This window comes from Arthrobacter sp. ISL-5, from assembly GCF_018613835.1.
Taxonomy (GTDB): Bacteria; Actinomycetota; Actinomycetes; order Actinomycetales; family Micrococcaceae; genus Arthrobacter.
The window spans coordinates 50,995-69,777 of the sequence record NZ_JAGGPM010000016.1 but is presented as its reverse complement, the minus strand read 5'-3'; the positions used below and the strand labels follow the sequence as shown (position 1 = coordinate 69,777).

The following is an 18,783-nucleotide window of genomic DNA, read 5'->3' as shown; positions in this document are numbered from 1 at the left end:
TTCCCCTAGCCTAGCCGCATGGACTGGTGGATTTCCGTCAGCGCCTGAACCACCAGGTCGTGGTCGGCCTTCTGCGGCAGCCCGGACACGGTGACAATGGCGACCGCGCCCACGCCGCGCACATAGACGGGGAAGGCGCCGCCGTGGGCCGCATAGATGGACTGGTCGAACCAGGCGTTGTCCTCGATCCGCCCGCCGCCCACCCTGCCGCGCAGTCCCACCAGCAGCGACGGTTCTTCATAGCGTGCGGCGGTCCGCTGCTTGGCCTTGACCCAGCCCTCGTTGTCCGGCGTGGCGCCCTCCAGCGCCACGTGGAACAGGACCTGTTCGCCCTTGGTGATGTCGATGGCGATGGGCAGGTTGCCCTTCTTGCCGAGTTCAACCAGCAGGAGGCCTAGGTTGAGGGCGTCGTCCTTGCTGAAGGCGGGAAACTGAAGCGCGGCGATCTGCGCGTCGATCTCTGCGATCAGTGCCGCCAGGGAACCTGCGGGCTGCTCGTCGGGGGAGTCGGGGTCGTAATCGCTCGCAGCGCCGCTGCCGGAGTCCTGATGCGTCATGGCCCCAATGTACTCCGGACCGCCTCCCGGAGGGCGCCGGAAACTCTCGGATTGTGACACCGGCCGCCCGGTATTCCGGGGCCGTCCCGGTGTAAACTGGGTTAGCCCACAAGGGCAGATTTATTACGACAGGGGAGCGCCGCCGTCGGGGATCACTGGCAACTGTCAGCCGAACCGCGGATGGGCGCTGAGAGTGCGGACCGCCGCAGACCCTCGAACCTGATCCGGCTAGTACCGGCGCAAGGGAGTCGAGTTCTCAAAGTGTCCGGCAGTTGGCGGCCCAACCACCAGCAGCCGGGGAGCGCTTTCCCCTCCTGTTCCTCAGGAGGACGATTATGACATCTGCAGCAATCAAGAAGACCGGTTACAACTGGCGCGTGGCGGACATCGTGGTGGCGGCACTGATCGCGGTCGCCGGCGGCGTGATCTTCTGGGCCTGGTCCCAGGGCGCCAACCTCATTTCCGCCCCGATTAACGCGGTCTACCCGCCCCTCTCCGGCCTGTACGCCGGCGGCTGGATGATCCCGGCCGTGCTGGGCATGCTCATCATCCGCAAGCCGGGCGCGGCGCTGTTCTGCGAGACCGTTGCCGCCACCGGTGAACTGATCATGGGATCCCAGTACGGCACCACGGTGCTGATTTCGGGCGTCCTGCAGGGCCTCGGTGCGGAGCTCGTGTTCGCCGCCTTCATGTACAAGAAATTCAACCTTCCCGCCTCGCTGCTGGCCGGAGCCGGCGCCGGCCTGTTCTGCGGCCTGAACGACTCGTTCGCCCCGTGGGGCTGGAACATCGCGTACGCGGCGGGTGACAAGCTCGCGTACATCGTGTTCTGCGCCATCTCCGGCGCGATCATTGCCGGCGCCCTGTCCTGGATCGCCACCCGCGGCCTGGCCAAGACCGGCGTGCTGAGCTCGTTCGCGTCTCGCAAGGCAGCCACGGAGCCCGTCTTCTCCTGATGCCCGCAACACACGACGGCGGTGTCCGCCCCGCCGCGGTCACCGCCCGCGGCTGGGGCTGGCGCCACGCCGGCCGCACGAAACCCGCGGTCAACGGGCTGGACCTGGACATCCGTCCGGGGGAGCGCGTCCTGCTCCTGGGACCCTCCGGCGCCGGCAAATCCACGCTGCTCCACGCCCTCGCCGGCGTGCTCGGCGACAGCACCTCGGGAAGCGGCACAGCGGGCGACGGCGGCCCTCCCGACAGTGACGACGCGGACGAATCCGGCAGCCTCCTGATCGACGGCGAGCCGCCGCGCGCCCGGCGCGGCCGCGCCGGCCTCATGCAGCAGGACCCCGAAACCCAGGTGGTGCTTTCGCGCCTCGGCGACGACGTCGCTTTCGGCGCGGAGAACCTCTCGGTTCCCCGTGACCAGATCTGGGCGCGCGTGCACGAAGCGCTGGACGACGTCGGGCTGGCTCACCTTCCGCTGGACCACCCGACGTCGGCGCTGTCCGGCGGGCAGAAACAGCGCCTGGCACTGGCCGGCATCCTGGCGATGCGGCCCGGGCTGATCCTGCTGGACGAGCCCACGGCCAACCTTGACCCGGCCGGTGTGCTGGAGGTCCGGGAAGCCGTGGGGCGCTGCCTCGACAAGACGGGCGCCACGCTGGTGGTCGTGGAGCACCGGGTTGCGGTGTGGAAGGACCTCGTGGACCGGATCGTGGTCCTCCAGCCGGGGTCCGCCACGCAGCAGGCCGTGCTGATCGACGGCCCCCCGGACCAGGTCCTGAAGCAGGCCCGCGGGATGCTCACCGCCGCCGGGGTCTGGGTGCCGGGCCACGTTCCGGCCACGCGGCGGCGGACCCTTGCCGGCCCTGCTGCAGCCGCGGACCGAGCTTCTGCCGCCAACGGGGAGCAGGCCCTTGCGCCCGGCCAGCTGCTGCTCGCTGCAGAAGGTCTTGCGGTTTCCCGCGAACGCCCCCGCCGCCGCGGCTTCAAGTCCGTCCCGCCCGTCCCCGTCCTGCGGGACGTCACTGCACAGGTCCGTGCCGGTGAGGCGCTGACCGTCACCGGACCAAACGGCGCGGGCAAATCCACCTTCGCGCTGACCCTCGCAGGCCTTCTTCCGCCCGTGGACGGCAAGGTCTCCGCAGCGGTGGAATTGAGCCGCGGGGCCGGGATCGACCCCTACAAATGGAAGGCCGAGCAGCTGATTGCCAGGATCGGGACGGTGTTCCAGGAACCCGAGCACCAGTTCGTCACGGGCCGGGTCCTGGATGAGCTTCAGTTCGGTCCGAAGCACCTGGGCCACGGCGAGGAGCGCGTCGACGAGTTGCTGGAGCGGCTCCGCCTGACCGACCTTGTGGACGCCAACCCGTACACCCTCTCCGGCGGAGAAAAGCGCCGGCTTTCGGTGGCCACCGTCCTCGCGGCCCACCCGCAGGTGCTGGTCCTCGACGAGCCGACGTTCGGCCAGGACGCCAACACGTGGGCCGAGCTCGCCTCCTTCCTGTCCGAACTGCTCGACGCGGGCACCGCCGTGGTGTCCGTGACGCACGACGAGGAGTTCACGCATGTCCTCGGCGGCACCGAGCTCCGACTGGGCAGCCGGGAACTCAGCGCGCCCGGCCAGGCCGCTCCGGGAAAGGCCGCGCCATGAGGGCCGCCCTGACACTTTCCGGCAACCAGGCCGTGCTGACCCGGGCCAACCCGCTGGCCAAATTCGCTGCCGTCTTCCTCATCACGCTGGTCCTGGCGCTGTCCATAGACTGGATGTCCGCCTCCGTGGCGCTGATATGCGAGCTCCTGCTGTTCCCGCTGGCCGGGCTGACCTTCACGCTGCTCTGGCAGCGGGGCTGGCCGCTGATCCTCGCGGCCGCCGTGGGCGGCTGGAGCACATCCATCCTGGCGCCGGACAGCGGCAAGGTGCTGCTCGACGTCGGACTCTGGTCCATGAGCGAAGGTTCCCTGGAGCTGGGGCTGGGTTTCCTGCTGCGCGGCCTTGCCATCGCGCTGCCGGCGGTGCTCCTGATGAGCTGCACGGATCCCACGGACCTCGCCGATGCGCTGGCGCAGAAGGCGAGGCTGCCGCACCGCTTCGTTCTCGGCACGCTCGCGGCGATGCGGCTGGTGGGGCTGATGGCGGAGGAATGGCAGACCATCGGCATGGCCCGCCGGGCCCGCGGCGTCGGGTCGCGCGGCAACCCGTGGCAGCGGCTTCGCGCCACCCTGGGGCAGAGTTTCGGGCTGCTGGTGCAGGCAATCCGCCGCGCGACCCGCCTGGCCGTCACCATGGAGGCCCGCGGCTTCGGCGGCGCCAGCCGGACCTGGGCCCGCGAATCCACGTACAGCGCGCTGGATATCTGGGTGCTGCTGGGTGGCGTCATGATCGCCGGGGGAGCTGTGGCCGCCGCGCTGTGGGCGGGCACGTGGAACATGGTGTGGCTCCAGGGCTCCTAGGCCCTGCCTTGCGGTTTCACGAGCGCGTCATCCGCAGTACGGCTATTCCTTCCCAGCCGTCGATGGTTTCCCTGGCGCCCGTGAAGGTGAACCCGTTGCGGCGGTAAAACGCCTGGGCGCGCGGGTTGTCTTCGGCGACCCAGAGCGCGGCAGGCTCGGCTCCGAGCGCTGCGTCGAGGAGCTTTTGGCCCAGCCCGGCGCCGTGGTGCGCTTTGAGGAGATAGATGCCCCAGAGCTCGGCCACGTCCCGGTCCTCCGCCGGCGGAAACGAGCCGGCAAATCCCACCGGCTGTCCGCCGAGGACGGCAACGAACTGACGGTCCGCGTGCGGACCGGCCAGCAGGCGCTGCCACATGGCCAGCCGTTCCTCCACGCTCTGTGCGGCGACGAAGGAGGGGGACAGGAGCCCCGAGTAGGTCTCGCGCCAGCACTCGAGATGTAGCCGGGCCAGGGATTCTGCGTCGGCCGCAGTGGCTGCCCGGACGGCGTCGGTGTTCTGCATGGCCAGATTCTAACGGCCAGTGCTCAGCTAGATGCAGGAGTAGTTGTAGTCGAAGCCTTTGGACACGAACTGGGTGAGGGCCACTTTCCCGCCGGGGGTTAGGGGTGCGGCGCCGCAGTTGTTCTTGGCTCCGGTAACCGTGCGGGCGCCGGCAAGCCAGCTCGGCTGGTCATACAGGCTGCTGTCCGCGGTGACCGGGCCCACGATCTGCCCCCATTGGGATCCTGTGGAGTAGATGCCCACCCTTGCCCCGATGCTGTGGAAGAAATCCGTCATGCCCTCGAGGTCCGCACGGTTCGCGTTCTTGTCGCCGGACCACGTGTTCCCGGTCTCGACGTCAAGCCACCACAGGTAGTCCTCGGGGTCGGTGATGCTGCGGAGGTAGGCGTCGTCGAAGGCCTTGGCGTAGCCGTACATGTAGGCGCACGGTGCGTCCGTCTGTCCCTCCTCGCACTCGCCGTACGGGTTCGCCACGGTCTCGCCGCCATACTCATTGTTCGTGGGCCACCAGGTTCCGGCGGTGCCGGGGTTGGCGGTGTTGACGTACAGGGCCACAGTCGGCTGGCCCGTCCCGCCCAGCGAGTCCTCCGCCCAGTCGAGCTGCTGATGCAGGCAGGGGTTCGTGGTGTTGGCCAGCCCGTTGTTGACGCCGACGATTGCGAACGCCGGGTCCTGGGGAAGGGACTTGTTGCACTGCGGCCAGGACACGTCGTTGCCCAGCAGGACCCCGCCGCCTCCGGACGGCTGGGCGCCGGACGGCTGGGCCAGGGCGGAGGGAGATGACGACGACGGGACGCCCGCAGAGGCTGTGGCGGTCGGTGCCGCGGATGGCTGGGATGCGGCCGACTGCGAGGCCGACGACTCCGGCTCCGGCGCCGGGGCGCCGTCCACACGGGGTCCGGGCACCAGGCCCAGGACGGTCGTAATGACGAGGGACAGCATCACGGACGTCTGCTGCCGGGGAGGGCGTTTCTTGCTGAACACCGCGGAACTGAAGATGGACAATGCGGCCTCCCGTACCCTCAACCGGCGCCGCAGCCGGTAGCGTTAGCTTGCTCCCGATGCGCTCCCCGGTCAAGGCCTTCTGGCGTGTCGAACCGGAACGTGCGGATGCCGGGACCCGCGCTGCTGCTTGCTAGCCGAGGTAACGAGAGGATTACTTTTATCGCATGAAACGGGTACGAATGTGACATTTAAGGCACTTCCGGCGTTTCGCCTGCGCTAATACATCATCGGTGATATTTTTTGGATATGACACAACAGACTGCTGAACAAGTCGGCCTCATCCTCCGCGATGCCCGCGGGCAGAACGGCTGGACCCAGGAGCAGCTTGCCGCCGAGCTCGGGACCAGCCAGAGCGCCGTGGCCCGGATGGAGCAGGGCAAACAGAATCTGAGCCTGAAAATGATCCAGCGGCTCGAAGCGATCTTTGGCCGGAGCATCGTCCAACTCGGCAAGTCCCAGATGACCCACCTCCGCGTGGAAGGCGGCCAGACGCTCTCCGGCTCCGTTGATGTCAACACGAGCAAGAATGCCGGCGTGGCGCTGCTCTGTGCCAGCCTCATCAACCGCGGCACCACCACGCTTCGCCGGCTGGCCCGGATTGAGGAAGTCAACAGGATCGTCGAGGTGCTCACCAGCATCGGCGTCGAATGCACCTGGCTCAACGACAACGATCTCCAGCTCCGCCGCCCCGCAGTCCTGGACCTCGCGTCCATGGACGTCGAGGCCGCACGCCGGACCCGCAGCGTGATCATGCTCCTCGGGCCGCTGCTGGACCAGACCGCCGAATACCGTCTTCCCTACGCCGGCGGTTGCGACCTGGGAACCCGCACCGTGGAGCCGCACATGCAGGCGCTGCGCCAGTTCGGGCTGTCGGTGGAGGCCACCGCCGGCTTCTACACGGTGCAGGCACCGCCGTCGGACGATCTTGACCGGTCCTTCGTGCTGACCGAACGCGGGGACACGGTCACGGAAAATGCCATCATGGCCGCCGCCCACCGCCCCGGCACCACCATCATCCGGAACGCCAGCCCCAACTACATGGTGCAGGACCTCTGCTTCTATCTGCAGAGGCTGGGCGTGGAGATCGACGGCGTGGGCACCACAACCCTGAAGATCACCGGCAAGCCGTCCATCGACGTCGACATCGAATACTTCCCGTCGGAGGACCCGATCGAGGCGATGAGCCTCATCACCGCCGGAATCGTAACCAACTCCGAGGTGACCATCCGCCGGGTACCCATCGAGTTCATGGAAATCGAGCTCGCTACCCTGGAACAGATGGGCCAGCAGCTGGAGGTTTCCGGTGAGTACATGGCCCGCAACGGCCGCACCCGGCTGGTGGACGTGACAACCAAACCCTCCGAACTGCGCGCGCCGGAGGACAAGATCCACCCCATGCCGTTCCCGGGGCTGAACATCGACAACCTGCCGTTCTTCGCTGTCATTGCCGGCAACGCGGAGGGCCAGACCATGATCCACGACTGGGTCTACGAGAACCGCGCCATCTACCTTACGGAACTGAACAAGCTGGGTGCCCGCGTGCAGCTGCTGGATCCGCACCGGATCTACGTCAACGGCCCCACCCGGTGGCGCGCCGCCGAGGTGGGCTGCCCGCCGGCCCTCCGCCCGGCAGCCTGCCTGCTCCTGGCCATGCTCGCAGCGCGGGGGGTGTCCGAACTGCGCAACATCTATGTGATTGAGCGCGGCTACGAGGACCTGGCGGAGCGCCTTAACACCATCGGCGCCAAGATCGAGTACTTCCAGGACTAACTTCCACGACTAAGCCAGAGCACGAACGGACACTTAAGCCCCCTTCTCGAAGCGCGAACTGGCAGATAACGACCCCTCCGGACGGATTTGAGGGCGTTAACTGCTCGTTCGCGCTTCGTCATGTCGGGGACGTTTTGGCTGGTCTGGCGCACAATGTAGGCATGCGGACTTTTGGGGTCGAGGAAGAACTGCTGATCGTGCATCCGGACAGCGGCGAACCGCTTGCGCTCGCCGATGCGCTGCTGGCCGGCCGCAAACTCGCGGCCGACGACGCACCGGACAAACCCCGGCTGCTGCAGAAGCAGGCCACTGCAACGGCCGACGACGACGAAATGGGCTTGAGCGCCGAACTCAAGCTTGAGCAGATTGAGACCCAGACGCGCCCCTGCCTGGACCGTGCGGAACTGCTCCGCCAGATCCTCGCAGGCCGGGTCATGGCGGATGAAGCCGCCCAGAGGCAGGGCGCGCGGGTGGCCGCGCTGGCCACCTCGCCGCTGGCCCTCTCCAGCCACACCACACCGGACCCGCGCTACGCCAGAATGCTGGAACGTTTTGGACTGACAGCCCAGGAACAGCTGACCTGCGGCTTCCACGTCCACACCTACATCGAATCCCCGGACGAAGGGGTGGCCGTCCTGGACCGGATCCGGGACAAGCTGGCAGTTCTAATAGCGCTCAGCGCCAACTCCCCGTTCTGGAACGGCGTAGAAACCGGATTCGAAAGCTACCGGACGCAGGCGTGGAACCGCTGGCCGTCGTCGGGCCCGACCGCCATCTACGGCAGCCTGTCCTCCTACCGGCGCGTCGTGACCCGGCTGCTGGAAAGCGGCGTGGTGTTTGACGAAGGCATGATCTACTTTGACGCCCGCCTCTCCCGGAACCATCCGACTGTGGAAGTGCGCGTGGCGGACGTCTGCCTCCGTGCCGAGGACGCCGCGCTGATCGCCGTCCTGGTGCGCGCGCTGGTGGAGTCCGCGGGCAGGGAATGGCGCGACGGCGTGGAGCCGGCACCTGTCCCCACGGTGCTGCTGCGCATGGCCGCCTGGCAGGCGAGCAACTTCGGCCTGCGCGGGGAGCTGCTGGATTTCGGCAGCTTCAGGCCGGCACCCGCCGCCGACGTGGCGCGCTCGCTGGTTGACTTCCTCGAGCCGGTCCTGGCCGAGAACGGGGAGCTCGAGCTCGCCAGACAGGGCGTCGAGGAGATCATCGCGCGCGGAACCGGCGCTGCGGAGCAGCGCACCATCCGCGAAACGGTGATGGAGAAGGCAGCGCCCGACGACGGCGGGCTGGGTGCCGTCGTCGCGCATGCCGTCCGGGCCACACTGCGGGGGACGGTGGGCCACGCGGACGACGCGGACGCTGTTCCGGTGCCCGAGCTGCTGCGCGTCCGCCAGTCCTGATCGCCTTCCTCCACAGCGCGAACGGACAATTCAGCCCCTTCCTGCAGCGCGAACGGGCAGGTAATGCCCTCAAAACGCGGGAAACAGGGCGTTATCTGACAGTTCGCGCGGCGGCGGGTGCGGGTGCGGGTGCGGCTTAGCGGCGGGGATGTTTCCGAAAGTCATTTTCCGGTAAACCGGCCGAAATATTGGCTGGATACTGTGGAACCAAATGATCCGCTCGGGGAAGGCATGGACCATGCGCGTAGGAATCATCCGGGTTTTGACGACGTCGGACCGGCGTCTGCTGAACTCCCACGGAAAGCTGCTGCAGGAGACCTTCGGCTTCGACGTGACGTCGCGGTGCATCCCGGACCAGCCGTCGGGGGTTTACGACGCGGAGTCGTTGCGGCGCGCGGTTCCGAAGGTCGTGGAGCTGGCGCTCGACATGGCCGGCGACGTTGATGCCCTGATTGTCAGCTGCGCCGCCGACCCCGGCCTGGCGGAGGTGCGCGGCCTGGTGAAGATTCCGGTGATCGGTGCCGGTTCCGCGGCGGCTGCCGCCGCGCTCACGTTCGGCGGCCGGGTGGGCGTCCTGGGCCTGAAGCACTCGGTGCCGGGCCCGATCTCGGACGCCCTCGGGGAGCGGATGCTGCTGATCGACGGCCCGGAGAGCGTGGAGACCCCCGAAGGTTTCCTCCTGCCGACGGGAATCTTCGACGCCCTCGCCGCCGCCCACATGCTGGTGGATGCCGGCGCGGATGTCATCGTTGAGGCAAGCACCGGGCTGACGAGCATCGGCATGGCGGACGTCCTGCGGAGCAGGCTCGGGATTCCGGTGATCGACCCGGTCATGGCTGCAGGTTCCATGCTGGTCTCGGCCGTCGCCTCGCGGGGCCTGCAGGCCCGGGAGCTTCAGACAGTCTGAGGCAGGATTCGGCCGGCACGTTCCCGCCGCCGGTTAATCCTCCACCGGCTCGCCGTGCCCATCACCCGCATGCACAGCGCCCAGTAGGCAACGCCAGCGGCAAGCGATGCCGCGACGGCCAGCGCAGGGCTGATCCCGACCAGCGGCGGGTAGACCAGCCAGTGGACCAAGTATGCGTAGAGCGAGGCGCTGGCCAGCAGCACGGTCAGGCGGCGGAAGACCTTCGGCACAGGCAGCGTGGGCAGCCAGATGAGCAGCAGGATCCCCGCGACCACGGTCAGTTCCCGGGTGGCGTTCTCGAAGAACCCCGGAACTGTCAGGGCGGCGAGGGCAGACACGATGCAGCGCTGGGCCACGGTCCGGGACCGCGCGACGGCCCAGCCCAGGGCAAAGAGCCACAGTGCGGGCGAAGTGTGCGGCACGCCGGGATCAACCAGGTCGTAGCGGGAGAGCAGCCCGGCCCCGGTGATGGCGAGCGGGAAGAACAGCGGGAAGCGCCGCTCGGTGCGGTGCACCCAGGGAATCGCGAGCAGGGCTGTCATGCCCACGAGCAGGTAGACCAGCACCTCAATGAACCAGAAGTGCCACTGGGTGGTCACCGCCTCCGGCCCGATGACGGCGTTGAGGAGGACGATGTTGGCGAGGCTGTATCTGTCGGTGACCAGGTAGGCGAACGCGATGTACACCATGCTGGGGACCACCACCCTGGCAAGGCTGGCCAGCTGCCGCCGGAGCCTGGGGAGCCGTTCCCCGGACAGCTGGAAACGGGCGAAGTTGTAGCCCGCCACCGCCATGAGCACATGCGCCGTGCCCTGCCAGCTGAAGAACCCGATGTGCGTGCTGACGATCAGCACGATGGACACGGCCCTCAGCACGATGCTGGTTTCGAGCGGCGCGAAGAAGCGCCGCAACCCGCGCGCCGGCACGTCCCGCCGTCGCGGTTCCAGGTCCCGGACCGGGGTGACGTGCCAGTCCGGCGGGAGGTGCCCCAGGGCCTGTTCAAGCCGGACGGACGCCGCCACATAGGACAGCGAGTCCCCGCCCAGCGAGACGAACGTGTCGCCGTCGGTGATGTCCGTGAGCTCGAGGGTGTCCTGGAAGATCCTGCGGACGTTGTCAGGCCCGGCGGCCGTCGCCGACGAGCCGTCGGCCGGCTCCGGACGGGCCGGATCGGGGCGGGCCGGCTCCAGGCCGTACAGGTTGTTTCGGGACAGGGCAAGGACCGCCGGATAGTCGAGTTTGCCGGTGGCCAGGCGGGGGAGATGCTCGACGGCGTGCAGCTCGAGGGCCGTCCGGGGCAGCCCGATCCCCTGGGCGAGGACCTTCCCCAGCAGGTGCGTGTCGTGGTCGCCTTCGACGGCGACAACAAGGCCCTGGTCGGTGCCGGCGCTCGCCGCCTGCACGCCAAGGTCGGCCAGGATCCGCTCCACCTGCCCGAGGTCCACCCGCAGTCCCACGATCTTGACGAACCGGCTGCGCCGGCCCACCACCTCGTAGACGCCGGACGGATGCCGCCGGGCGAGGTCGCCGGTGCGGAGTTCGCTGATGGTCCTGCCCGCGGCGAGGTCCGCCGGGCTCTCGGCGTAGCCGAGCATGACGTTGGGCCCTGTGTACACCAGTTCGCCGTCGGCCAGGCCGGGCACGGGGTCGATGCGGAACGCTCCGCCGGGCACGGGAATACCGATGGAGCCGGGCACGGTGGCTGCCAGCTTGGGTGGCAGGTACGCCATCCGGGCCGTGGCCTCCGTCTGGCCGTACATCACGAAGAGTTCCCAGCCGCGCCTGCGGCCGAGCCCGGCGTAGCTTTGCACCATCTCGGGTGCGAGCCGGCCGCCGGCCTGGGTCACGTAGCGCAGGCTGGGGAGGTCCATCTCCGCGAATCCCACCCGTTCCAGCAGCTCAAAGGTGTAGGGAACGGCCGCGAACGCGGTTGCCCCGCGGCTGCGGAACAGGTCCCAGAAGCACGGATCAACAACCGACAGGTCCGTGAGCACCAGTCCTGCACCGCGCAGCAGGTGGCTGTTGATCACGGACAGCCCGTAGCAGTAGGACATCGGCAGGGTCGTCGCCGCGCGGTCCTCCGGGCCAATGTTCAGGTACTGGGCAATGGACTCGGCGTTGGACTGCAGGTTGGCGTGGGACAGGCGCACCAGTTTGGGCGAGCCCGTGGAGCCGGAGGTGCTGAGCATGAGTGCAAGGTCGGGGTGCAGCTCGTGCCGGGTGCCGGGACGGCGTTCCTCCAGCACGGCCTGCCCGTTCCCGGAGCGCAGAATGACGTCGGGGTCGTAGGCCGCGACGATGGAGTTCAGGGCGGCGGGTTTGTCCTCCGGGACGAGGATCAGCGGGTGGCCGGAGACCAAAGCCGCCAGGTAGGCAATCAGGGAGTCGACGTCGTTGGCGGCGGCCAGCGCCACCAGGCGCCGCTCGGTGCCGAGCCGGAGCGCGAGAGCGTCGACGCGGTCGGCAAGTTCCCGGTACGTCAGGGCGAGGTCGTCGGCAAGGATGGCGGGCCTGTCCCCGTGGCTCGCAAGATCCGAGGCAAAGGACACCCGCTCGAAATCAAGCTGTGTGGTCACCCGGAAGATGTTATTAGTTAAGGCTTACCTAAGTAAAACCGATCCGCCCGCGTTACGCCGTGCGATACTCATCTCGTGACGACCTCGTATGCGTTCCGGGCCGAATTATGGCTCTACCCGGGGGACTCCGGCTGGCACTTCCTCACCCTGCCGGAGGACCTCGCCGACGAGGTCCGCGAGGAGTCGGCCGCATTCCGGAAAGGCTTCGGCTCCGTGAAAGTGGCGGCCTCGATTGCCGGCCACCGGTGGGAGACGTCCCTGTTCCCCGACAGCAAGAGCCGGTCCTACCTGCTCCCCGTCAAGAAAGCCGTCAGGACGGCGGCAGGCATCAGCGCCGGAGATGAGGTGGGTGTTGTGTTCACCTTCCAGCATGACGACTGACGACTGACGCCTGACGCCCAGTCACCCCGAAAATCAGATCTGCTTGAGCGCCTGCTCCAGGTCCCCGATCAGGTCCTCGGCGTCCTCCAGGCCCACCGACAGGCGCACCACGCCGTCGCTGAGGCCGATGGCCGCGCGGCCTTCCGGGCCCATGGCGCGGTGCGTAGTGGTGGCGGGGTGGGTGATGAGGGACTTGGCGTCGCCCAGGTTGTTGGAGATGTCGATGATCTTCAGGGCGTCCAGCAGCGCGAAGGCGGCGTCCTTGCCTGACTGGCCGGCCGTCGTCCCAAGTTCCAGGGTGAGCACGGTGCCGCCGGCCTTCATCTGCTTGGCGGCGAGCTCGTACTGCGGGTGGGACTTCAGCAGGGGGTACTTGACCCAGCTGACGGCGGGCTGGGCTTCGAGCCACTCGGCGAGGCGCAGGGCGGTGGCCGACGAGTGGTTCACGCGCAGGGCCATGGTTTCCAGGCCCTTGGTGAGCACCCACGCGTTGAACGCGGACAGCGCCGGCCCCGTGTGGCGCATGAGCTGCTTGACCGGTCCGTCGATGAATTCCTTGGTGCCCAGGATGGCCCCGCCCAGGACGCGGCCCTGGCCGTCGATGTGCTTGGTGCCGGAGTAGACGATCACGTCCGCGCCGAGCTCGCCGCAGCGCTGGAGCAGCGGCGTGGCAAAGACGTTGTCGACGACGACGGTGGCCCCCGCGGCATGTGCCAGTTCGCTGACCGCGGCGATGTCCACGATCTCCTGCATCGGGTTCGACGGCGATTCGAAGAACACGGCGGCGGTTGGCACGGAAAGGGCCTCGCGCCACTGCTCCAGGTCTGGTCCGTCAACGAAGACCGTCTCCACGCCCCAGCGCGGCAGGATCTCGTTGAGGATCACAAAGCAGGAACCGAACAGGGAGCGGGCCGCCACCACGCGGTCCCCGGCGGCGAGCAGCGCACCGAGCGCGGTGAACACGGCGGACATGCCGGACGCCGTCGCAAAGCATGCCTCGGTGCCCTCCAGCAGGCGCAGCCGCTCCTGGAAGGTGGCCACGGACGGGTTGCCGTAGCGGGAGTAGACAAAGCGTTCGTCCTCGCCGGTGAAGGCACGCTCGGCGGCGGCGGCGGATTCGTAGACGAACCCGGAGTTCAGGAACACGGGCTCCGTGGTTTCCTGGAAGTTGGTACGGTCCAGCCCGCCGCGGACAGCCTGGGTCTCTGGGCTCCAGCCGGCGGCGTCTTGATTGAAGGTCACTTAGTTCTTTCCCACGTTCGTTGGCAGGCCGCGGTTCTTCCAGCCGTTGACGGTGCGTTCGCCGTAGCGGTCGGGCTCGCCCTCGAAGCCCTCGAGGACGTTGTAGGCGGTGAAACCCGCCTGCGTGGCGGCAATGGCGGCGGCGATGGACCGCTGGCCCGAGCGGCACAGGAACACGAGTTCAACGCTGGCGTCCTCCGGGGCCTGCTGCTTCAGCTGCTCGATGAAGTCGCGGTTGGGGATGCCGCCGGGGAAGGTCCACTGGATGAACAGCGGGTCATTCTCCGTGGCCTTGGTGTCCGGGATGCCGATGTGCGCCCACTCGCCCTCGGTGCGGACGTCCACCAGGATGGCGCCCTCCTCCAGCTTGGCCCACGCATCCTGCGGGGTCAGGTCTCCGGCGTAGCTCATGCGTGCCCCTCGAATGCTTCGGCGTTGAGGTCTTCGTCCGAGTCCAGCCGGTCCACGGCGGTGGCCACAGCGGCGTCGGCGGTGGCGATTGCGTAGGGCAGAACAAGGGCCTGCGCCACGATCACATTGATGCCGTTGTACGTGGCGGCGGGGCTGCCGTGCAGCACGTACCCCTCTGCCAGGGCTGTGGAGATGCGCTCACAGAAGGCACGGTCGTCCGGTCCCGTGATCAGGCGGTAGGACAATTTTTCCTCAGGTTGGTCCTGCTGGGACGGCAGGGTTACGCCGGCGGGGGCGTCCGTCATGACGGATCTCCTTCTCTCACGCTTGCAGCTCGAAGTGGTCGATATGCCGAGTATTCACCTGAGGCACCCCGCCGCGAAAGGGAGGGTTGCCGACCGGCCAGTCAGGGCTTGGCACCGATTCTCATTACTCCCCAAAAACGTAACACCGACGACGGCGGCGCGCACCGCCGTCGCCGTCATGTTGCGTAACGCTGGGGCCCCGGAAGCCCGGTTGCAAAGCCGCCGGCCGGGGGGATAATGACGGGAGATGAACCACCGTAACGCCGGATGAAACCAGGCAAGCGTGAACGAGTCGAGCGGCAATACAGTCAGTCCCATGCTGCACTTTGGATGGTTTGTGGGCCATGGTTTCGGAGTCCAGGGCTGGGGGACGCCGGGCTACGGGATCGGGTATGACTGGAAGAAACCCGCGCTGTACCAGCATGCCGTGCGGGAGTTCGAGCGGGCGGGCCTGGACCTGTTCATCATCGAGGATTCGCTCACCGTCCCGGATACGTACGGCGGCAGCGCAGCGGTGAGCCTGGCCCAGGCGTCGTTCGCGCCGAAGCATGATCCGCTAGCGCTGGTGCCGTATTTGCTCTCCGACACGGAGCACCTGGGGATCGTGCCCACCGTCAGTGCGTCCTTCTACCCGCCCTTCACCGCGGCCCGGCTGCTGGCCACGCTGCAGCACTTCTCCAACGGGCAGCTCGGCTGGAACGTGGTGACGTCCGGCAGCGACCTCGCCGCGCAGAACTATGGCCTGGACCAGCAGATCGAACACGACCTCCGGTACGAGAAGGCGGAGGAATTTGTGGACGTCGTGCGCAAACTCTGGCACAGCTGGGAACCCGACGCGATCCTCGAGGACACCCGGGCCGGCATCTTCGCGGACCACACCAAGGTCCGGCCCATCCACCACAGCGGCGAGTTCTTCAAGGTCCGCGGCCCGCTGAACACGGCACCGCTGCCGGAGGAGCCTGTGCTGGTGCAGGCCGGCGCCTCGCCGCGCGGCAAGGCTTTCGCCGGCGGCAACGCGGACGTTGCGATTGCCCTGGCGAGGGGTGTGGACGGCATGAAGGCCTACCGCGATTCGATCCGGGCCGAGGCAACTGCCGCCGGCCGGAACCCCGACGACGTCAAGGTCCTCTTCGTTTTCAAGCCCACCGTGGTGGGATCCCGTGCGGAGGCGGACGAGCTCTGGGCCGCGCGCCGGGAACTCACGCAGCGGGACATCGACAGCCAGCTGAACTCCATCTCCTACCTTTCCGTGATCGATTTCAAGCAGTTCGACCTGGACGAGCCCCTCCCGGAGCTCACCACCAACAGCAACCAGGGCACGCTGGACCACTTCGCCAAGGCAGGTCCGCCCGGTTCCACGCTGCGCCAGCTCCTGCAGGCCAGGAGCGGCGGCGCAGGCGACAGCATCATCGGCACGGCCGAGGAAATCGCCGACTACCTGGAGGAGACGGGGGCGGCGGTGGGCGGGGACGGCTTCCTGTTCTCCGGATTCGTGGACCCCGCCACCGTGCATGGGGTGCTGGACAAACTGGCGCCGGTGCTTCGCCGCCGGGGACTGCTCCGGACAAGCTACGGCGACGGCGGGTTCCGCCGGAACCTGCTGGACTTCTGACGCCATGGACGGGGCCAGGGTATCCGAAGGCCTCCAGCCGGGCACCCGGCGGGGCGCCTTCCTGATCGGCACGGCGCACATCCGGGCCGAGGAAGTGGCCAGGGCCGCGGCAGATCCGGGGGTCGAGGTTCTCCTGAGCGCCGACGCCCTCGAACTGATGGGGCTGTCGCGCGAGGTGGTCCAGGCGGCCATCGACTCCGGCCACAAGGTGTATGGACTGAACACCCTGCTCGGCTCCGGCCGGGACACCGCCGTCGAGGAGGAGTCCATCCTCGACTACCAGATCCAGGTGATCCGGTACCACCACAGCGGCGTGGGAGCGCTGCTGGCCCCCGACGAGGTGCGCGCCGTGATCCTGGCCAGGCTCATCGGCTTCACCCGCGGCGGTTCGGGAGTCCGCCCGGACACGGCCAGGTTCTATGCCGAACTGCTCAACAGGGGAGTGGCTCCGGCCATTCCGCGCGACGGGTCCGTGGGATCGTCGGACCTGACCCAGCTGGCCGCCGTGGCCGCCGTCGCCATCGGGGAAGGGCAGGCGCTCGCGGCAGACGGCAGCATTGTGGCCGGCGCCGAGGCGCTCGCCCGGGCGGGGCTGGAACCTCTGGTCCTCGCACCGGGAGAGGCCCTCGCGCTGGTCAGCGCCAACGCGTATTCGATCGGCGCCGGAGCGCTCGAATTGGGCCGGCTCCTGCGGCTCGCCGACCTCGCGGACACCGCGCTTGCGTTGTCCCTGGAGGCAACCGCAAGGTACGACGGCGGCGGGAACCTCAGCCCGTTTTCGCCGGCCGTGCAGGCGGCCAAGGCCGTGGACGGCCAGAGAGTCTCGGCCGCCCGGGTCCGGCGCCTTGTGCGGGGCGGCTGGCTGGAGGATCCTCGGCGCGACGTGTCGGTGCAGGACGCCCTGTCCTTCCGGGCCGCGCCCCAGACGCACGGCGCCTTCCGGGCCCAGGTCACGGCCCTCGCCGAGGCGCTGGAGGTGGAGCTCAACGGCCGCGGCGACAACCCGCTGACGGACCTGGTCTCCGGGCGGATGGTCTCCGGCGGGAACTTCCAGCCGATGCAGCTGGCCCTGGCCTTCGAGGCGCTGCGGCTGGGGCTGGCACACGTGGGGATCAGCAGCGAGCGGCGGATTGCGAAGCTGTATCCGCCGCAGCGGCTCATCCGGCAGCTCAACCTGGAGGCTGCGCGGAGCGGCACCCCGCTGGCGTCCGAGGACCTCCCCGGCCTGCTCTGGTATTCGGCCGCGGGGCTGCTGGCCGAGCTGAAGTTCCTCGCCGCCCCGGCAACGCTCGGCGCCCCGACCCTTTCCGCCGATGTGGAGGACCACTCCACCCTGGCGCCGCTGGCCCTCCAGCAGCTGGAACGGGCCGTGGAAACCGCAGACAAGCTGCTCACCATCGAGGCGCTGACGGCCGCGTACCTCCTGGCCGAGGCGCAGGGCGCGGAAGGCGGGGGAAGCGAGTCCGCCGCCGAGGTGAGGCCGCTCGGCAAGGGGACCGTCGCCGTCGTCGACCGCCTCTCCGTCCTGCTGGCGGACCGGCTGCCGGCGGCGGTGCTGGTTGACAGGGCCCGGGACGAGCTGCGGGATCTGCTTGCCGGGCTGCCGGAGCTGCGCACGCCGGCTCCGGCCGGGGACGACGACGCGGGAGGAGAGGCATGAGCACCGTGACCGGCAGGCACCGGCCGCCCAGGCATGCGGCGCCAGCGGTGGACCTTACGGCCGACGCCGGGGCTGTCCTGGCGCAGGTGGGCCACACCCCCTTGGTGCCCTTGGACGTGCTCAGCCGGGGGCTGGGCAGCACGGTTTTCGTGAAGCTGGAGTCGGAAAATCCGGGCGGCTCCATCAAGGACCGGACCGCGCTGAGCATGGTCCGTGCCGCCGAGCGCAGCGGGCAACTGCAGCCGGGGGGAACCATCGTGGAGAGCACCTCCGGGAACACCGGCATCGGGCTGGCCCTGATCGGGGCACTGACCGGCCACCCGGTGGTGGTGGTGACCGGAGACTCCATATCCTCCGAAAAGCTGGAACTGCTGCACCGCTACGGTGCCCGCGTGGTGTTCACGGACTGGACTGCGCCCGCGGATTCACCGGCCAATGCGAGGGCCGTGGCTGCGCGCATCACCGCGGAAACGCCGGGGGCATGGCGGCCGCTGCAGTTCGACAACCCCGCCAATCCACAGGCGCACTACGAGGGGACCGCGCCCGAGATCTGGGAGCAGACGGCCGGGAGGGTGACGCACTTCGTGGCGGGAGTGGGAACCGGCGGCACCATCACCGGAAACGGGCGGTACCTGAAAGAGAAATCGGCCGGGCATGTGGAGGTGATCGGCGCGGACCCGTACGGCTCGGTCTACAGCGGCGGGCACCCGGGCCAGATCCTGGTGGACGGAGTTGGCAATTCCTGGCCCAAGCCGGACTGGCCGAAGGTCTTTGACCGCAGCCTGCTGGACCGGTTCCTGCGGATCCCCAACGACGAGGTGTACACCACCGTGCACCGGCTTCTCAACGAGGAGGGGCTGTCCCTCGGGCCGTCGTCCGGGTTGACCGTTGCGGCGGCCCTCCGGGTGGCGCGGGCAGCGCCGCACGGGTCCGTGGTGGTGGCCATCGCCCCCGACACGGGCAGCAACTACCTGAGCAAAGCCTTCAACCCGGAGTGGCTGGCGGACAACCACATCCGCCTCGCCACGGACCTGACGGAGGACTGATCCTCCGGCA

Annotated in this window: 17 protein-coding genes and 2 riboswitches; of the genes, 10 read left to right on the top strand and 7 right to left on the bottom strand. The window is 68.5% G+C overall.

The window, feature by feature from the left end:
- Positions 1–5 precede the first annotated feature (5 nt).
- The gene (locus J7I89_RS08655; RefSeq protein WP_214969122.1) at positions 6–557 is read right to left on the bottom strand and encodes a heme-degrading domain-containing protein; all 552 of its coding nucleotides are present in this window, start codon (positions 555–557) and stop codon (positions 6–8) included.
- Between the two features lie 120 nt (positions 558–677).
- Positions 678–821: riboswitch (TPP riboswitch) on the top strand.
- 71 nt (positions 822–892) lie between these two features.
- Here J7I89_RS08655 and J7I89_RS08650 point away from each other — a divergent pair.
- From J7I89_RS08650 to J7I89_RS08640, 3 genes are read left to right on the top strand one after another with little or no spacing between them, the layout of a single operon-like run.
- Positions 893–1,513, top strand: coding sequence for an ECF transporter S component (locus J7I89_RS08650; protein ID WP_214969120.1), 621 nt, complete (start codon positions 893–895; stop codon positions 1,511–1,513).
- On the top strand, positions 1,513–3,156 hold the full coding sequence (locus J7I89_RS08645) for an ABC transporter ATP-binding protein (protein ID WP_214969118.1): 1,644 nt from the start codon (positions 1,513–1,515) through the stop codon (positions 3,154–3,156). Before J7I89_RS08650 ends, J7I89_RS08645 begins: the two co-directional genes overlap by 1 nt.
- Entirely contained in the window at positions 3,153–3,956 is an 804-nt protein-coding gene (locus J7I89_RS08640) for an energy-coupling factor transporter transmembrane protein EcfT (protein WP_214969117.1), read from the top strand. The genes J7I89_RS08645 and J7I89_RS08640 overlap by 4 nt, the downstream gene beginning before the upstream one ends.
- Before the next feature lie 16 nt (positions 3,957–3,972).
- Here J7I89_RS08640 and J7I89_RS08635 read toward each other — a convergent pair whose 3' ends face one another.
- Both J7I89_RS08635 and J7I89_RS08630 read right to left on the bottom strand, forming a co-directional pair.
- On the bottom strand, positions 3,973–4,458 hold the full coding sequence (locus tag J7I89_RS08635) for a GNAT family N-acetyltransferase (RefSeq protein WP_214969115.1): 486 nt from the start codon (positions 4,456–4,458) through the stop codon (positions 3,973–3,975).
- Between the two features lie 27 nt (positions 4,459–4,485).
- The gene (locus J7I89_RS08630; RefSeq protein ID WP_214969113.1) at positions 4,486–5,463 is read right to left on the bottom strand and encodes a hypothetical protein; all 978 of its coding nucleotides are present in this window, start codon (positions 5,461–5,463) and stop codon (positions 4,486–4,488) included.
- 246 nt (positions 5,464–5,709) lie between these two features.
- Between J7I89_RS08630 and J7I89_RS08625 the strand changes: the two genes are divergently transcribed.
- The 3 genes from J7I89_RS08625 to J7I89_RS08615 all read left to right on the top strand — a co-directional run bounded on the left by J7I89_RS08625 (position 5,710) and on the right by J7I89_RS08615 (position 9,540).
- A complete protein-coding gene (locus tag J7I89_RS08625; protein ID WP_214969111.1) occupies positions 5,710–7,233 on the top strand; it encodes a UDP-N-acetylglucosamine 1-carboxyvinyltransferase in 1,524 nt (507 codons plus the stop codon).
- A gap of 161 nt (positions 7,234–7,394) precedes the next feature.
- Positions 7,395–8,633 carry a glutamate--cysteine ligase gene (locus tag J7I89_RS08620; RefSeq protein ID WP_214969109.1) on the top strand — a complete coding sequence of 413 codons (1,239 nt, stop codon included), beginning with the start codon at positions 7,395–7,397 and terminating at the stop codon, positions 8,631–8,633.
- 238 nt (positions 8,634–8,871) lie between these two features.
- Positions 8,872–9,540: an aspartate/glutamate racemase family protein gene (locus J7I89_RS08615; RefSeq protein WP_214969107.1), complete on the top strand. Its 669-nt coding sequence runs from the start codon at positions 8,872–8,874 to the stop codon at positions 9,538–9,540.
- Here the strand turns inward: J7I89_RS08615 and J7I89_RS08610 are convergent.
- Positions 9,528–12,116 (bottom strand): AMP-binding protein, encoded by a 2,589-nt coding sequence (locus J7I89_RS08610; protein ID WP_214969105.1) that lies wholly within the window; start codon positions 12,114–12,116, stop codon positions 9,528–9,530. The two genes, J7I89_RS08615 and J7I89_RS08610, sit on opposite strands and share 13 nt — an antisense overlap.
- Before the next feature lie 75 nt (positions 12,117–12,191).
- On the opposite strand from J7I89_RS08610, the gene J7I89_RS08605 reads away from it, so the two are divergent.
- On the top strand, positions 12,192–12,497 hold the full coding sequence (locus J7I89_RS08605; RefSeq protein WP_214969103.1) for a DUF1905 domain-containing protein: 306 nt from the start codon (positions 12,192–12,194) through the stop codon (positions 12,495–12,497).
- A 33-nt stretch (positions 12,498–12,530) separates the two neighbouring features.
- On the opposite strand, the gene J7I89_RS08600 is transcribed toward J7I89_RS08605, so the two are convergent.
- Genes J7I89_RS08600 through J7I89_RS08590 form a run of 3 tightly spaced genes read right to left on the bottom strand, consistent with a single transcriptional unit; the run spans position 12,531 to position 14,455 of the window.
- A complete protein-coding gene (locus tag J7I89_RS08600) occupies positions 12,531–13,739 on the bottom strand; it encodes an O-succinylhomoserine sulfhydrylase (RefSeq protein ID WP_214969101.1) in 1,209 nt (402 codons plus the stop codon).
- Positions 13,740–14,150: a rhodanese-like domain-containing protein gene (locus J7I89_RS08595; protein WP_214969100.1), complete on the bottom strand. Its 411-nt coding sequence runs from the start codon at positions 14,148–14,150 to the stop codon at positions 13,740–13,742.
- Complete coding sequence (locus tag J7I89_RS08590) at positions 14,147–14,455, bottom strand: DUF1737 domain-containing protein (protein ID WP_214969099.1); 309 nt, start codon at positions 14,453–14,455, stop codon at positions 14,147–14,149. Before J7I89_RS08590 ends, J7I89_RS08595 begins: the two co-directional genes overlap by 4 nt.
- A 13-nt stretch (positions 14,456–14,468) precedes the next feature.
- Positions 14,469–14,584, bottom strand: a riboswitch (SAM riboswitch).
- Positions 14,585–14,771: 187 nt separating this feature from the next.
- On the opposite strand from J7I89_RS08590, the gene J7I89_RS08585 reads away from it, so the two are divergent.
- Genes J7I89_RS08585 through J7I89_RS08575 form a run of 3 tightly spaced genes read left to right on the top strand, consistent with a single transcriptional unit; the run spans position 14,772 to position 18,773 of the window.
- Complete coding sequence (locus J7I89_RS08585; protein WP_214969098.1) at positions 14,772–16,067, top strand: NtaA/DmoA family FMN-dependent monooxygenase; 1,296 nt, start codon at positions 14,772–14,774, stop codon at positions 16,065–16,067.
- Positions 16,068–16,071: 4 nt separating this feature from the next.
- On the top strand, positions 16,072–17,727 hold the full coding sequence (locus J7I89_RS08580; RefSeq protein WP_214969097.1) for an aromatic amino acid ammonia-lyase: 1,656 nt from the start codon (positions 16,072–16,074) through the stop codon (positions 17,725–17,727).
- Positions 17,724–18,773 (top strand): PLP-dependent cysteine synthase family protein, encoded by a 1,050-nt coding sequence (locus tag J7I89_RS08575; RefSeq protein WP_214969096.1) that lies wholly within the window; start codon positions 17,724–17,726, stop codon positions 18,771–18,773. Before J7I89_RS08580 ends, J7I89_RS08575 begins: the two co-directional genes overlap by 4 nt.
- Positions 18,774–18,783: the final 10 nt, after the last annotated feature.